Here is a 13,981-nt window from a genome sequence, read left to right as displayed (position 1 = left end):
TTTCCCGGCTATAATCCTTGGCCATGATCAACATCGTGCACGCGCCAGACTTCCAGCAAAGCCAGCGGCTGCGCCTCAACACGCTGATCCGGCTGCGCTGGCTGGCCATCGTGGGCCAGAGCCTGGCGGTGCTGGTCGTCGCCTATGGGCTCAAATTCCCGCTGCCGGTCAGCCTCTGCTTCGCGCTGGTCGCCTGCTCGGCCTGGCTTAACCTGGTGCTGACCTTCCGCTATCCGGCAGCGCACCGGCTGACCCCGTTCTCAGCCTTTTTCATCCTGACCTTCGACAGCCTGCAGCTTGCCGGCCTGCTCTATTTGACCGGCGGCCTCACCAACCCGTTCTCGGTGCTGATGACCGTGCCCGTCGTCATCTCGGCGGCGTCGCTGCCGCTCCGGCTGACTGCGGTGCTCGGCGCGCTGGTCATGGCGGCGGCCACGTTGCTGGTCTTCTTCCACCAGCCGCTGCCATGGTATGAGGGCGCGCCGCTGCCCATGCCGTTCATCTATGTCGCCGGCATATGGATGGCGGTGTTTTCCTCGATCGCCTTCACCGCCATCTATGCCTTCCGCGTCGCCGAGGAAGCCCGCCTGCTCGCCAATGCGCTTGCCGCCACCGAACTGGTGTTGCAGCGCGAGCAGCATCTGTCGGCTCTGGATGGGCTTGCCGCCGCCGCCGCGCACGAACTCGGCACGCCGCTCGCCACCATCGCCCTTGTCTCCAAGGAAATGGAGAAGGCGCTGGGCAACGATCTTAAATATGGTGAGGATGTGAAGCTGTTGCGGTCGCAGAGCGAGCGCTGCCGCGAGATCCTGAAGCGGCTGACCAGCCTGTCCTCCGAGGGCGAGGCGCATCTGTCGCGTCTGCCGCTGACCTCGCTGGTCGAGGAGGTGACGGCGCCGCACCGCGATTTCGGCATCTCGATCAAGCTTCGGCCGGGCGAGCGCGTCGGCCCCGAACCGGTGGGACGACGCAACCCCGGGGTCATCTACGGCCTCGGCAATCTGGTCGAGAACGCCGTCGACTTCGCCCGCAACAGTGTGACGGTGCGATGGAGCTGGGACGAACTCGACGTCACCTTCTCGATCATCGATGACGGGCCGGGCTTTCCCCCCGAAATCATCGATCGCATCGGCGAGCCCTATATGTCGACACGCCAGGGCAACGAGGCCGGCGGTGGCCTTGGACTCGGGCTCTTCATTGCCAAGACCTTGCTCGAACGCTCCGGCGCCACGCTCGATTTCCGCAATTCGAGCGGGCTGGGCGAGGGCGCCATCGTGCAGATATCGTGGCCCCGCACCGTCTTCCTCAACCCGGAATCGGTGGGGATCTCGATGTTCGACACCGCGTAAAAGCCTTGGCGGAGGCGGCAAAATTGGACAATGGCGTTCAGGAACTGTATCTGCGTAAAATTAAGGCAGCAGGATTTTTTAAGATAATGACTGGCGAAGAAGCAATTGGCGCAATGGTTGAAGGCGAGGACACCTCGCTGCTCATCGTCGACGACGACAAGCCGTTCCTGACGCGGCTGGCCCGCGCCATGGAAACCAGGGGTTTCGTGGTCGAGACGGCCGAGAGCGTCGAGGAGGCAGTGGCCAAGGCGCGCGCCCACCCGCCGGCCTATGCGGTGGTCGACATGCGGCTCGGCGACGGCAACGGCCTCGACGTCGTCGCCGCCATCCGCGAGAAGCGCGACGATGCCCGCACCGTCATCCTCACCGGCTACGGCAACATCGCCACCGCGGTGACCGCGGTGAAGCTCGGCGCCATCGACTATCTGTCGAAGCCGGCTGACGCCGACGACGTGTTTGCAGCGCTCACCCGCACCGCCGGCGAACGCGCCGCACCGCCGGAAAACCCGATGTCGGCCGACCGGGTGCGCTGGGAACACATCCAGCGCGTCTACGAAATGTGCGACCGCAACGTGTCGGAAACCGCGCGCCGGCTCAACATGCATCGCCGCACGCTGCAGCGGATACTCGCCAAGCGCGCACCACGCTGAGGTTCACGCGCCGGCGGCGCCGGCCGCCAATTGCCGAACCTCAGCGCTGCCCCTCACCTGCCTGCCGGCATCCTCTCCCCGTATAGAGACGGGGGAGAGGGGCGCTCTCATCGCCGGTTTCGCCAATCGCCGGCTTTGCAGGAGACGACGGCGAGGCTGAAGCTGCTGTCCAGCCGATAGATGGGTAACACTTTGAACCGGATACATAGGTGACACTTCTCTCCCCCTATGCGTCCGCCGCAGCGCCAAGCGGATTGGTTGGGGCGGCGCCAACGCTGGAAACAGTTGCGCTTGCCGTGCCATCGACCTTTGCCCATCATCGGCAATAACGCCGCCGGAAAACCCGGCAACGGAGCACACATGCGCGACAAGCAGCCGAAATCCATCCTTCGCGAATTCCTCGACGGCGAGGCGGCGGGCGGCATCATCCTGATGGTTGCGGCAGCCCTTGCGCTGATCGTCGCCAATTCACCGCTGGCCGAAACCTATTTCGCCGCTCTCCACACCTATCTCGGCCCGCTCAGCCTCTCGCACTGGATCAATGACGGGCTGATGGCGGTGTTCTTCCTGCTGGTCGGCCTCGAGATCAAGCGCGAGATGCTCGACGGTCAGCTCTCGACCTGGCCGCGCCGCGTGCTGCCGGGCGTCGCTGCCGCCGGCGGCATGCTGGTTCCCGCGCTGGTCTATGTCGCCATCAACCGCAACAACGCCGCCGCGCTCTCCGGCTGGGCGATCCCGACCGCCACCGACATCGCCTTTGCGCTCGGCGTACTGTCGCTGCTCGGCAACCGCGTGCCGGCGTCGCTCAAGATCTTTCTCACCGCGCTCGCCATCATCGACGATCTCGGCGCCGTCATCATCATCGCCATCTTCTACACAAGCGGCCTGTCGCTGGCCTATCTCGGTGCGGCCTTCGCCGTCATCGCGGTGCTCATCGTGCTCAACCGCATGCGGGTGACGAGGCTGACGCCCTACCTCGTGCTCGGCGTCATGCTGTGGGTGCTGGTTCTGAAATCGGGCGTGCATGCCACGCTGGCCGGCGTCGCGCTGGCGCTGACCATCCCGCACCAGGTGTCTCCCGGCAGCGGCCACGATCTCGACCATTCGCCGCTGCACCGGCTTGAACACGGCCTGCACAAGATCGTGCCCTTCGTCATCATCCCGATCTTCGGCTTTGCCAATGCCGGCGTGTCGCTGGCTGGCCTGAGCGCCGCCGCTTTGGTCGAACCGCTGACGCTCGGAGTCGCCGCAGGCCTGGTGCTGGGCAAACTGGTCGGCGTCTTCGGCTCGTCGGCGCTTGCCATCCGTCTCGGCTTCGCCGACCTTCCGGTCAATGCCGGCTGGCTGCACATGATCGGCATTTCGCTGCTCTGCGGCATCGGCTTCACCATGAGCCTGTTCATCGGCCTGCTCGCCTTCGCCAACGACATGGCGCTGCAGGACGCCGTCAAGGTCGGCATCCTGGCGGGGTCCTTCGTTGCAGCGCTGCTGGGTGCCGCCGTGCTGCTGATGGCGCCGGCGGCAGGGGTGGAGGAGGTGGTGGAGTAGGTGTTCTTGGGTTCCTCGCCCCCGCAAAGCGGGGCGAGGAACTTGAGCTTCGTTACTCGCTCTCTCCCGCCAGCGCCGGCACCGCCACACCCGCCAGTTCCGCCGCCAGCAGCCGCGCCGCACCCGCCCGTGCGATGCGCAGCATCAGCGCCTTGCGCGTTGCCGCCGCCATCCGGTGCTCGGGCGCATCGCGCAGAATCTCGGCGCCGTAGCCGTCGGAGAGGATGAAGCCGCATTCCTCCGGAAAAATATCCGAGGGCACGCCCGGATGGGTGGCGAAGAAGAAGCGGTCGGAGTGCAGCCGGTAATCAGGCCATTTGCGGTCGACGCGAAAATCCTCGATCGAGGATTTGATCTCGATGATCCAGATGTCGCCCTGCCTGGTCAGCGCCACAAGGTCGGCGCGCCGCCCGGTGGCCAGCGACAGTTCGGGCAGCACATGCGTGCCCATTTGCATAAGCAGCCGCTGCACGCCACGCCGCACCAGCATGGCGCGTTCCGACTGGCGGCGATCGATCAGGGGATTGAGGAGAATCGAGGAGATGATCGGCATGGCAGCCACCATGCCAGATTTTGTTCACGGTTTGAACCCTGTGCGACCAGGCGATTATCCACTTGACAAACCCAAAGTGAAATAGGATTATATGCCTGACAGGCCGGCGCAGGGGAGAATTCAGGCCCTGCTATCAATCTTTAATATATAACTCAAAAAAGGATACAATTATTCCAATAATTACGGCGAGATGAAGTGCTATATAGACGTATAGCAGGGCTTTTCTATCGGTCTTTTTCCACCTATTTGCTCTGATATCTAAAAGACTGAAATATATAAATATCATGACTGGCGTTGCAGCAAAAAGAAACATCGGAAGTGGCACGGAGCGCCTCAAAGAATCTATGGAACGCGAAACATACCGTGCGCAATTTCCGAAAGCTACCCAGCCGTAGGGGAATGGCTCCCCTTCCAAGATCACGAAATAATCACTGTGGGATCATCGCAAGCCGTATTCGCGCACTGGTATCAGTGCATGCTAATTGTATGAATCAGCGAATCGGAGCGGCTAATGGCCATTAAGCGCGAAGACGGATTTGAACGAGAACTAGAGCGGCTAGCACAATTGAGCGGCAGCGAAACCACTGAAGACAGGTTGCTTGTCTATGGGACCGACAAGGGCATCAAGATCGATATTCGATATGCGGGCGAAACACTTTGGATGACACAGGCCCAAATAGGTCAGTTATTCGGGAAGACGGTCTCGACCATATCGCGCCATATCACGAACGTTTTTGAAGAGGGTGAATTGGTTGAAGAGGGCAATTTGCAGAAAACGCAAATTGCTGGTGCCACCAAACCGGTCGCTCTCTACAGCCTCGATGTCATCATCTCGGTTGGCTACCGCGTTAATTCGAAACAGGCCACTCAATTCAGGATATGGGCGACCGAGCGTTTAAAGGAAATCCTCTTGAAAGGATGGTCCATTGACGTCGCTAGGATGAAGAACCCAGAGAGCCGCGACCATCTAAAAGAGCTAAAGGAGACCATACGAGACATCCGATCTTCGGAGGCAAACCTATATCGGGAAGTTCGTAGCATCTGCGCAATGTGCCAAGACTATGACCCGCAATCCGAGGAGTGGCGAAACTTCTATGCGGGGATGCAGAACAAGCTCTTGTGGGCGGTCGCGTCTAAGACCGGCCCGGAGTTGATTTTGGAGCGGGCCAATGCCGATGCGGAAAACATGGGCCTTACAACCTGGGCAAATGAAAACATCCGGAAAAATGATGTTTGGATCGCTAACAATTTTCTAGCTGGCGCGGAGATCAGGGAGAAAAACCGGCTGACAACAATGCTTCTCGACTATTTCGAGGATCAGGTAGACATCGGACGGCTTGTCATGATGGCTGAAGCAGAAGAGAGAATGAACGGGTTTATTAAGTTCAACAATCGTCCGCTTCTAACGCACCTTGGAAGCGTCAAACGTGAGAAGGCACAGGCTCACGCCGAACGCCAGTTTGAGAAATTTAAGGAAAAGCGTCGAACTTTGCGACAAGGAGGCTAGGCGCCAATCTTTTTCGGCTTTTCACGGTGTCTCCGAACCAGTGCCTTTATTTGCTCCGCTGAGAGCTTCGGAGCGCGGGCTACCTTTCCCACGGCAGCTTCAAAAGTGGCGTCGGATGGATCGCCCTTTAGCTTCCGAGCGGCATCTCGGAATTTGTCGATTTGCTGCTTAGGCTCTTCCGGCTTGTCCGTATGGGGCATCTCGAAAATCCGCATAGTGGATGATGATTAGATTGGGGTGGATCTCATAAATCACTTCGATTGAAGGCATATCGATTGAGCGGGCTCCGTCGAACACATAGCCTCGAATGGAGCCGGTATCGTTCAATGGACTGCCGCAATTCTCGTCACGCACAATGGTCCAAGTCACGTCTTCCCAAGCGTCGAAAGCCCTTGACCATTTTTCTTCGGCCAAATCTCTCGCGAGGCGCACGCGGTCTTCCTCGCGGCAATCCTTCATTTACATCAAACCCAGTTCCCTAGCGCGTGCGCGCAACCGAGTTGTCTCAGCGTCGTTAGGCTCACGGCCACGTCCAGCCAAGATAGAGTGGAACGGCAATGGCTCTTTCATCTTCGCGATTTCCCACCCGTAATCGTGAGAATATTCGCTCACTGATTTTGCCGTGTGCTTTCCGTCAATCTCTTTAATCCAGTAATCAATTTCCTTGGTTTCGTCGGGGTGGAAGACATTGCGCGGGGGCGGCACAAGGCCCTTGAAGACCCACTCATCATCAGTGCCTCGCCACTGCTCTACCAAGCGCAACGCCACCAGTTCATTGCGCACGTACATTCCATCGCGCGGGATAGGACCGTGCTTTTCGCGGATATAGGGTGCGCCTGTAATTGATTGGCCGGTCAACACGAAACTGCGGGCATCTGAGAACCACGCGACCTTGTACAGCTTGGTGGCGCCAAATCCAGCGCGAGCACCAGCGCCCCATATCACATAGTGAAATAGGTGCTTTAGGCGCTCTCTGTCATAAGGCCTGTCTGCCATTGCTCGCGTACGCCTTCGTACTAACCATGAGGCGAACCTACTGTTAGATAGGTTATCTCATGCCTCCTGACGATACATTAAACGCTTACCTTTTGCACCTACGAGCGCGATAAAAGCGCGGGTTCCGTCATCAACTCCCAAGGCAATGCGGTTGCTATAACGGAAGTCGAACTCTGCCCAGATAGCGGTGCAAGTGCTGCTCACCGCAATGCTGATAGACGCCTTTCATGCCGCGCTTGAAAATCGAATAGAAGCCTTCCACGGTGTTCGTGTGGATGGTCTTCTCGCCTTCGTAGCGCACGTACTCGTCCTTGGAATGCGTGACGACATCGTGCGAGGCGAAATCCTGGCTGGCACGGCGATAGATGCCGCTTTCGTCGCTCATCAATGCGCTCTCGCGAGCGATGTTGGCGCGAACGATTGGCATGACGTTGCCCATGCGGGCCGTATCGACGTGGAAGGAACGGGCGCGGCCACCACGCTCTACCAGCGTAACGACCGTGTTCTTGTGAGCGCCACCGCCACGTTTGACGGGAGCGTTAGCGAGACGGCCAATGTAGGTCTCGTCAACTTCTACGGTCTTGCCGTTGCCGCCAAGCGGGGAGAAGTCGCCAGATGCCATTGCAAGGCGAATGCGGTGGCACAGGAACCAAGCGGTCTCATACTTGCATTCGAGTATGCGGTGCATCTGGTGAGCGCTGATGCCCTTCTTAGAGGCACACATAAGGTGGATAGCCTGAAGCCACTTGGTGAGCGGCATATGGCTTTCCTCAAAGATCGAACCCATACGGACGGTGAACTGCGAGCGGCAAGCGCTGCACTTGTACAGGCCGTGACGCTCGACACCATTGGGGTTCTTCTTGGACGGCTTGGTGCGAACGCCCTTCAATGCGTAGTGGCGATCAACAGAGCCGCACTTGGGGCAAACCGGACCATTCGGCCACAAGATGCCTTCCACATGCTCGAAAGCCTTGGCTTCGTCGTGGAACTCGGGGCGGGACAGAACGGACATGGAAATCTCCTATGCCCTTACCCCACGTAATCACTTTGGGTTTGTCAACCGGATAATCGCCTGTGACCATGGCGATCGTATGGTTGACAAACCCATAGGCGAATTTTCTCTCGCAATGATAAGAAGCACGGTCCTTGGCACGAGGGGAGACACCATGGGGTTTTTGGGATTCACCAACCGGCTTTTCCCCGCGACCGAAGAGTTGCGCCGGTACTCAGCGATCGCGGGTCCCTATTCATTCATGTTTCTGGTGAAGCGCATCCCAGCCGAAAACCGGAAATTCGTACGCTTCCGCCTCAGCCATATGGGAGCGGTCCAGGATAGTTGCACATTCAGCGTCGAGGAGTTCGGTTCCCTCGTTGATGCCGTCCTGAAGACAAAGGCAGAGCTAGATGACCCACTGCTCACGAGCGCTACCCAGCCGTAGGGGAATGGCGGCGATTATACGGTTGACAGAACTGAGGCTACAACTTGATCCGAGCGCCTTCCGCGATCGCACCATATCTGTATCGGCGCGGTCTGGTATTGCTCCGGAACGCCCCTGCGTCCGCCGATCAACTTCCGTTCTTAGCTATAAGGCGCCCGGACTAAAGTCTTGCGCCGTGAACGCAAAGGTCTGATGTAACCGCTTTGGTTCCGTTCTTGTCCCTTGGACGTTCCCGTATTTTAGTCAGTCGAGATACTACCTATATGGCCGAAGCCGGCCTGTTCTCGAGTAGCGCAGCCCCCGCAATGTCATCCAAAATCGGGCAATCCGGCCGGTCGTCACCATGGCAGGCCTGGATCAGCGTCTGCAAGGTCGTGCGCATCGACTGCAGCTCGCGCACCTTTTCCTCGATGGCGCTGACATGGGCGGCGGCAATCTCGCGCACATCGTGGCTGGCGCGGCTGCGGTCCCGGTAGAGCGCCATCAGCTGGCGGCAATCGTCGATTGAAAAGCCGAGGTTGCGGGCGCGGCGCAGGAAGGCTAGCCGATGGATGTCGTCGCTGGAATAATCGCGATAGCCATTGCCGGCGCGCGCCGGGGCGATCAGGCCGATCTCTTCATAGTAGCGGATGGTCTTGGCCGGCAGGCCGGACCGCGCCGCGGCGTCGCCTACATTCATTGTGATTCCTCGATGTGGTTCCCTGATTCTAGGCTATCCGACAGGACCGACCATTGTTTTTCCTTCACAATCCCGTGAGTCCTGTTGCCGAAATGCCATAGTTGACGGCTTACCGGCACGTAAGCTCCTGCATATAGGCATCGCGCGCTTGGCAAGCAAAGCAAATGCCAGCATGAATGGTTTCAGGAAAAGCGGCCGTAACGTGTCGCGACATCTTGGCGGGGCATCGGACCATTTCATGCGCATGAAGTCATTTGCAATCGTCGCCGCACTTGCGTTGTCGGCCGCGATCTCGGGTTGCAGCACGATCGGCTCGCAACTGTTCACCAACAACTACGGTTCGGTGAACGATGCAGGCTACCAACTGCCGCGCATCCCGATCGAGAGGGTGCCGCTGAAGTACCACCGGCAAGAGGTGAACTACGACACCTCGGAAAAGCCGGGCACCATCGTCGTCGATACCCAGAACAAGTTTCTCTACTTCGTCGAAGGCGACGGCCGGGCGATCCGCTACGGCATCGGCGTCGGCCGCGAAGGCTTTGAATGGCACGGCACCGCCCATATCGCGCTGAAGCGCGAATGGCCGACCTGGACGCCGCCGCGGCAGATGATCCAGCGCCAGCCGGAGCTAGCGAAGTTCGCGAGCGGCATGGAGCCGGGCTTGAAGAACCCGCTCGGCGCGCGCGCCATGTATCTGTTCAACAAGGGCGGCGACATGGGCTACCGCCTGCACGGCAGTCCGGAATGGAATTCGATCGGCAAGGCGATGTCGTCAGGCTGCATCCGGCTGATGAACCAGGACATCATCGACCTCTACGACCGCACGTCGGTCGGCGCCAAGGTCATCGTGATGTAGGGACCATGATCCGGAACCGAGGTCCACGAAAGCGAAAAGTGGAACCGGTTTTCGGGAAGACCATGGTCAAAATAGGCGTTACCCTTCGTACGCGGACCGTCTAGGCAACAACGGACGTCCAAAACAGAAAACCGGGCAATCTGGCCCGGTTTTTTGTTGCTCGCTCGAATGCGTGAAGGGGTCTTAGGAGACCTGCTCGACCTGCTGTACTTCCGGCACGAAGTGGCGGAGCAGGTTCTGGATGCCGTGCTTCAGCGTCGCCGTCGAGGACGGGCAGCCGGCGCAGGCGCCCTTCATGTGCAGGAACACGGTGCCGTTCTCGAAGCCGCGGAAGGTGATGTCGCCGCCATCTTGGGCAACCGCCGGGCGCACCCTGGTGTCGAGCAGTTCCTTGATGGTGATGACCAGTTGCTCATCGGCCTTGTCGTAGAATTCGCCGGTCTGGCTGGTCTCGGCGGCGGGGCCGGCGTTGACCATGACGGGCGCGCCCGACATGAAATGCTCCATGATGGCGCCCAGGATCGCCGGCTTCAGGTGCTGCCAGTCCGGGCCGTCCTTGGTCACGGTGATGAAGTCATAGCCGAAGAAGACGCCGGTCACGCCGGGGATCTCGAACAGCCGGCCGGCCAGCGGCGAGGCGCTGGCTGCACTGTCGGCGTCGCGGAAATCGGCGGTGCCTTCAACAAGGACTTCCTTGCCGGGCAAGAACTTCAGCGTTGCCGGGTTCGGCGTCGATTCGGTCTGGATGAACATGGCCGTCTCCGTGCCCAGTCGGGCAGCTAGTTTGGAATGGTTCTAAATAGGCTCAATCGGCTGGACATTCAAGCGAAACGCGTCGCTCAAAATGGCTGGCTGGCGGAATGTTTTGCTGGCTGGGAATGAATCCCGCGCGGGCTATAAAATCCATCCGAAACCGCTTCACACTTTCCGGCATCACTCTTTATGCGAGGCTGTCGATCTCCTCGTCGGAAAGGTTCTGCGGCACCACTGTGACGGGAATAGGGAAGGCGGCGCCCTTGCCGGCAACAGCCCCGACCAGCGGCCCGGGTCCTTCCTTGCCGGCACCTGCCGCCAACACCAGGATGGCGATGTCCTGATCTTCCTCGATCAGCTTGTGGATCTCTTCGGTAGGCTTGCCTTCGCGCACTACCATCTCGGGCTCGATGCCGAGCTTCTGGCGCACCTTGTTGGCGTAGCCGTCGAGTGCCGCGCGTGCCGTGGCATTGGCCTCCTCGCGCATGATCTTCTCGACGCCCAGCCAGTGCTGAAAGTCGTCAGGTGTGATGATGTAGAGCAGCACCAGCGTGCCGCTGGTGCTCTGCGCCCGCTTGGAGGCGTAGGCGACGGCGCGCTCGCACTCCGGCGTGTCGTCGATGATCGTCAGGAATTTCCTGCGATGGCCGGCTTCGCGACTGAGGCGTTTGGAGACCATGTCTATCTACTCGATGTTTTCGGCCGCAATCTGCCACCGCGACAGACCGGCGGCAAGCCGCCGGCCTTGGGCCAGAATGGTGCGGTGCACTGACGGTAGGATCAGCCCTGCAACAGGCCGATAATGTCGCGTACCGTCTTCATGGTGGTCTCAGCCAGCGCGCCGGCGCGTTCGCCGCCGTCTCTCAGCACCGCGTCGACATAGGCGCGGTCGCCCTCGATACGGCGCATCTCGCCGGCGATCGGCGCCAGTTTTTCCACGGCAAGGTCGGCGAGCGCCGGCTTGAACACGGAAAACTGCTGGCCGCCGAATTCCTTCAGCACGTCCGCCTTCGACATCTCGGCCAGCCCTGCATAGATGCCGACCAGGTTTTCCGCTTCCGGGCGGCTTTCCAGGCCGTCGACTTCGCTTGGCAACGCTTCCGGGTCGGTCTTGGCCTTGCGGATCTTCTTCGAGATGGTGTCGGCATCGTCGGTCAAATTGATGCGGGACAGATCCGACGGGTCCGACTTCGACATCTTCTTGGAGCCGTCGCGCAGGCTCATGATGCGCGCCGCCGGCCCGCCGATCACCGGTTCGGTTATCGGGAAGAACCCGTTTACCGTCTCTTCGCCAACCTGCATCTCGACGCCGACGCCAAGACTGGCGATGCGGCTCGAAAAATCATTATTGAACTTTTGCGCGATGTCGCGGGTCAGCTCCAGATGCTGCTTTTGGTCCTCGCCCACCGGCACATGGGTGGCGCGGTAGAGCAGGATGTCGGCCGCCATCAGCGAGGGATAGGCAAGCAGGCCCAGCGAGGCGTTCTCGCGGTCCTTGCCGGCCTTGTCCTTGAACTGCGTCATCTTGTTCATCCAGCCGATGCGCGCCACGCAGTTGAAGATCCAGGCAAGCTCGGCATGCTGCATCACCCGCGACTGGTTGAAGACGATGTGCTTCTTCGGGTCGATGCCGGAGGCAAGGAAGGCCGCGGTAATCGAGCGGGTCTGGTCGGCGAGGTCGTCATGGACGAGTTGTGCCGTCAGCGAATGCAGGTCGACGACGCAATAGATGCAGTCTGACGTGTCCTGCAGGGCGACGAATTTCTTGATGGCGCCGAGATAGTTGCCGAGATGCAGATTGCCGGTCGGCTGTACCCCGGAAAAGACGAGCTGTTTGAAGGCGGTCATGGGTTCCTCATGGCTTGTGGAGGGCCGTATAAGCGTGATTCCGAAAAGTTGCAGACTTTTCGGAGCCAATCACGCGGCTGGAAACCACGCGCGGCGAAAGTCTTGCGACGGCGCGCTTATGGACGAAGGGGCGGAGAGGATCAAGACCGGTGTTGCTGTTAGCTCGCCCGGACTATTCGTCCAGATCGGCGTTTGGCGCTGGCGCCGCTGCCTTGCCCGAGCCGCGTTTCACATTGCGCCGGATCATTCCGAAATCGGCGCCGCCGGTGGCGAAAGCCGTGACGAAGTAGAGCAGCGCCCCGCCGGCCACCAATGAGAGAAGCGTCACGGCCTTGATCACCAGTGGCGAGCCGGGGCCGAGCCTGACGGCCAGCCAGTGCTCGGCGAAATAGAGCGCCACCGCCATCACCGCAGCCGACAGCACCAGGCGCGGAATGCGCTTCAGCAGCGGCGCGTCGCGGCCCCAATGGCCGCGTCGGATCAGCACGGCAAGCAGCATCACAGCGTTGACCCAGCCGGCCACGGCCGAGGCCACCGCAATGCCGGGCGCGCCCATGCTCGGGAACAGCGTCAGTGCCGTGATCACGTTCACGCCGACCGAAATGGCGGCGAACATCATCGGCGTGCGCGTATCCTCGCGGGCGAAATAGCCGGGAATGAAGGCCTTGATCAGCACGAAGGCCGGCAGGCCGAGGCCGAAAATCGCCAGGATCGCGGCCACGGTCGGCGTCGAGCCGTTGGCGGCGAAGGCGCCGCGCTCATAGACCAGCCGCACGATCGGCTCCGCCATTACCCAAAGGGCCGCCGCCGCCGGCAAGGTCATGAACAGGGTGAACTCGACCGAGCGGTTCTGCAGATTGGCTGCCTCGACCAGATTGCCCGATTTCAGCGCCCGCGACAGCTCCGGCAACAGCACGATGGCCACCGCGACGCCGACGACGCCGAGCGGCAGCTGGTAGATGCGGTCGGCGTAAGCAAGCGACGACACGGCGCTGTCCTGCGCCGACGCGATCGCCGTGCCGATCAGCTGGTTGATCTGGGTGATGCCGCCGGTGATCGCCGCCGGCAGCGCCAGGATCAGCAGGCGCTTGACGTTGGGCGTCATCTTCGGCCGGCGAAAACCGATGGCGATGCCGGCATTGCGCACAGCCACCCAGACAATGGCGAGCTGTACCAGCCCCGCCGCCAGCACGCCCCAGGACAGGCTGAAACCAACCTCACGGGCATCCATGCCGTGGTACCAGGCGTAGCCGAGCACGCTAATCAGGATGATGTTGAGGAATGCGGGCGCCACGGCAGCCGCGAAATAGCGGCGCAGCGAATTCAGCATGCCGGCCATCATGGCTGCGAGCGACATGCAGATGAGATACGGGAACATGATCGTCGCCAGCAGGACGGTCGTCTCGAATTTGCCCGGCGTGTCGGCAAAGCCCGGCGCCACGAGATAGCGCACGATCAGCGGCATCGCCAATTCCATGACGATGGTCAGCGCCAGAAGTGCGGTGAACAGGACGCCGAACACTTCCTCCGAAAAGCGCTTGGCGCCGTCGGTGCCGTGAGTCTCGATCTCCTTGGCAAACAGCGGCACGAAAGCGGCGTTGAAGGCGCCTTCGGCAAACAGCCGGCGAAACGTGTTGGGAAACTGAAAGGCGGCGTTGAAGGCGTCCGCCACCGGCCCGGTGCCGAGTGCGGCCGCCATCAGCATTTCGCGGCCAAAGCCAAGGGCGCGGCTCATCAGCGTGCCGGACGCAACCGTGGCGAATTTCTTGACGAGGCTCATGCGCGGGGAGATTGCCTGGATGA

The 13,981-nt window shown here is 60.6% G+C and carries 14 protein-coding genes and 1 pseudogene; 6 read left to right on the top strand and 9 right to left on the bottom strand.

From position 1 onward, the window contains the following. The first annotated feature begins 23 nt into the window (after positions 1-23). From NLY33_RS02650 to nhaA, 3 genes are all read left to right on the top strand, one after another. Positions 24-1,349 (top strand): ActS/PrrB/RegB family redox-sensitive histidine kinase, encoded by a 1,326-nt coding sequence (locus NLY33_RS02650; protein ID WP_023703121.1) that lies wholly within the window; start codon positions 24-26, stop codon positions 1,347-1,349. An 86-nt stretch (positions 1,350-1,435) separates the two neighbouring features. Further along, the gene (locus NLY33_RS02645; RefSeq protein ID WP_023672848.1) at positions 1,436-1,999 is read left to right on the top strand and encodes an ActR/PrrA/RegA family redox response regulator transcription factor; all 564 of its coding nucleotides are present in this window, start codon (positions 1,436-1,438) and stop codon (positions 1,997-1,999) included. 360 nt (positions 2,000-2,359) lie between these two features. Beyond that, entirely contained in the window at positions 2,360-3,547 is a 1,188-nt protein-coding gene (gene nhaA / locus NLY33_RS02640; protein WP_023703558.1) for a Na+/H+ antiporter NhaA, read from the top strand. Positions 3,548-3,599: 52 nt separating this feature from the next. On the opposite strand, the gene NLY33_RS02635 is transcribed toward nhaA, so the two are convergent. Beyond that, positions 3,600-4,100 carry an MmcB family DNA repair protein gene (locus NLY33_RS02635; protein WP_023703557.1) on the bottom strand — a complete coding sequence of 167 codons (501 nt, stop codon included), beginning with the start codon at positions 4,098-4,100 and terminating at the stop codon, positions 3,600-3,602. A gap of 511 nt (positions 4,101-4,611) precedes the next feature. On the opposite strand from NLY33_RS02635, the gene rhuM reads away from it, so the two are divergent. Next, positions 4,612-5,607, top strand: coding sequence for a RhuM family protein (rhuM, locus tag NLY33_RS02630; protein ID WP_023703556.1), 996 nt, complete (start codon positions 4,612-4,614; stop codon positions 5,605-5,607). A gap of 168 nt (positions 5,608-5,775) precedes the next feature. On the opposite strand, the gene NLY33_RS02625 is transcribed toward rhuM, so the two are convergent. The 3 genes and pseudogenes from NLY33_RS02625 to NLY33_RS02615 form a co-directional block, all read right to left on the bottom strand. After that, positions 5,776-6,066 (bottom strand): hypothetical protein, encoded by a 291-nt coding sequence (locus NLY33_RS02625; protein ID WP_156932586.1) that lies wholly within the window; start codon positions 6,064-6,066, stop codon positions 5,776-5,778. Next, positions 6,067-6,603 (bottom strand): Panacea domain-containing protein, encoded by a 537-nt coding sequence (locus tag NLY33_RS02620; protein ID WP_023703554.1) that lies wholly within the window; start codon positions 6,601-6,603, stop codon positions 6,067-6,069. It abuts the gene before it with no gap. 57 nt (positions 6,604-6,660) lie between these two features. Beyond that, positions 6,661-7,615: pseudogene (locus tag NLY33_RS02615) on the bottom strand (IS1595 family transposase). Here NLY33_RS02615 and NLY33_RS02610 point away from each other — a divergent pair. Beyond that, positions 7,614-8,042: a hypothetical protein gene (locus NLY33_RS02610; RefSeq protein WP_023708204.1), complete on the top strand. Its 429-nt coding sequence runs from the start codon at positions 7,614-7,616 to the stop codon at positions 8,040-8,042. The pseudogene NLY33_RS02615 and the gene NLY33_RS02610 overlap by 2 nt on opposite strands. Before the next feature lie 259 nt (positions 8,043-8,301). Here the strand turns inward: NLY33_RS02610 and cueR are convergent, their stop codons facing one another. Next, on the bottom strand, positions 8,302-8,721 hold the full coding sequence (cueR, locus tag NLY33_RS02605) for a Cu(I)-responsive transcriptional regulator (protein ID WP_023703112.1): 420 nt from the start codon (positions 8,719-8,721) through the stop codon (positions 8,302-8,304). 238 nt (positions 8,722-8,959) lie between these two features. Between cueR and NLY33_RS02600 the strand changes: the two genes are divergently transcribed. Further along, complete coding sequence (locus NLY33_RS02600) at positions 8,960-9,577, top strand: L,D-transpeptidase (protein ID WP_023692663.1); 618 nt, start codon at positions 8,960-8,962, stop codon at positions 9,575-9,577. 183 nt (positions 9,578-9,760) lie between these two features. Here the strand turns inward: NLY33_RS02600 and NLY33_RS02595 are convergent, their stop codons facing one another. From NLY33_RS02595 to murJ, 4 genes are all read right to left on the bottom strand, one after another. Beyond that, positions 9,761-10,330 carry a NifU family protein gene (locus NLY33_RS02595; RefSeq protein WP_023685140.1) on the bottom strand — a complete coding sequence of 190 codons (570 nt, stop codon included), beginning with the start codon at positions 10,328-10,330 and terminating at the stop codon, positions 9,761-9,763. A gap of 187 nt (positions 10,331-10,517) precedes the next feature. Further along, the gene (locus tag NLY33_RS02590; RefSeq protein ID WP_023672856.1) at positions 10,518-11,009 is read right to left on the bottom strand and encodes a universal stress protein; all 492 of its coding nucleotides are present in this window, start codon (positions 11,007-11,009) and stop codon (positions 10,518-10,520) included. Positions 11,010-11,110: 101 nt separating this feature from the next. Beyond that, entirely contained in the window at positions 11,111-12,178 is a 1,068-nt protein-coding gene (trpS, locus tag NLY33_RS02585; protein ID WP_023672858.1) for a tryptophan--tRNA ligase, read from the bottom strand. Positions 12,179-12,350: 172 nt separating this feature from the next. Continuing rightward, positions 12,351-13,958 (bottom strand): murein biosynthesis integral membrane protein MurJ, encoded by a 1,608-nt coding sequence (gene murJ / locus NLY33_RS02580; RefSeq protein ID WP_023703552.1) that lies wholly within the window; start codon positions 13,956-13,958, stop codon positions 12,351-12,353. Positions 13,959-13,981 lie beyond the last annotated feature (23 nt).

Origin of the sequence: Mesorhizobium sp. C432A, from assembly GCF_030323145.1 — a bacterium.
Classification (GTDB): Bacteria; Pseudomonadota; Alphaproteobacteria; order Rhizobiales; family Rhizobiaceae; genus Mesorhizobium.
This window is presented reverse-complemented; position numbering and strand designations above follow the sequence as displayed.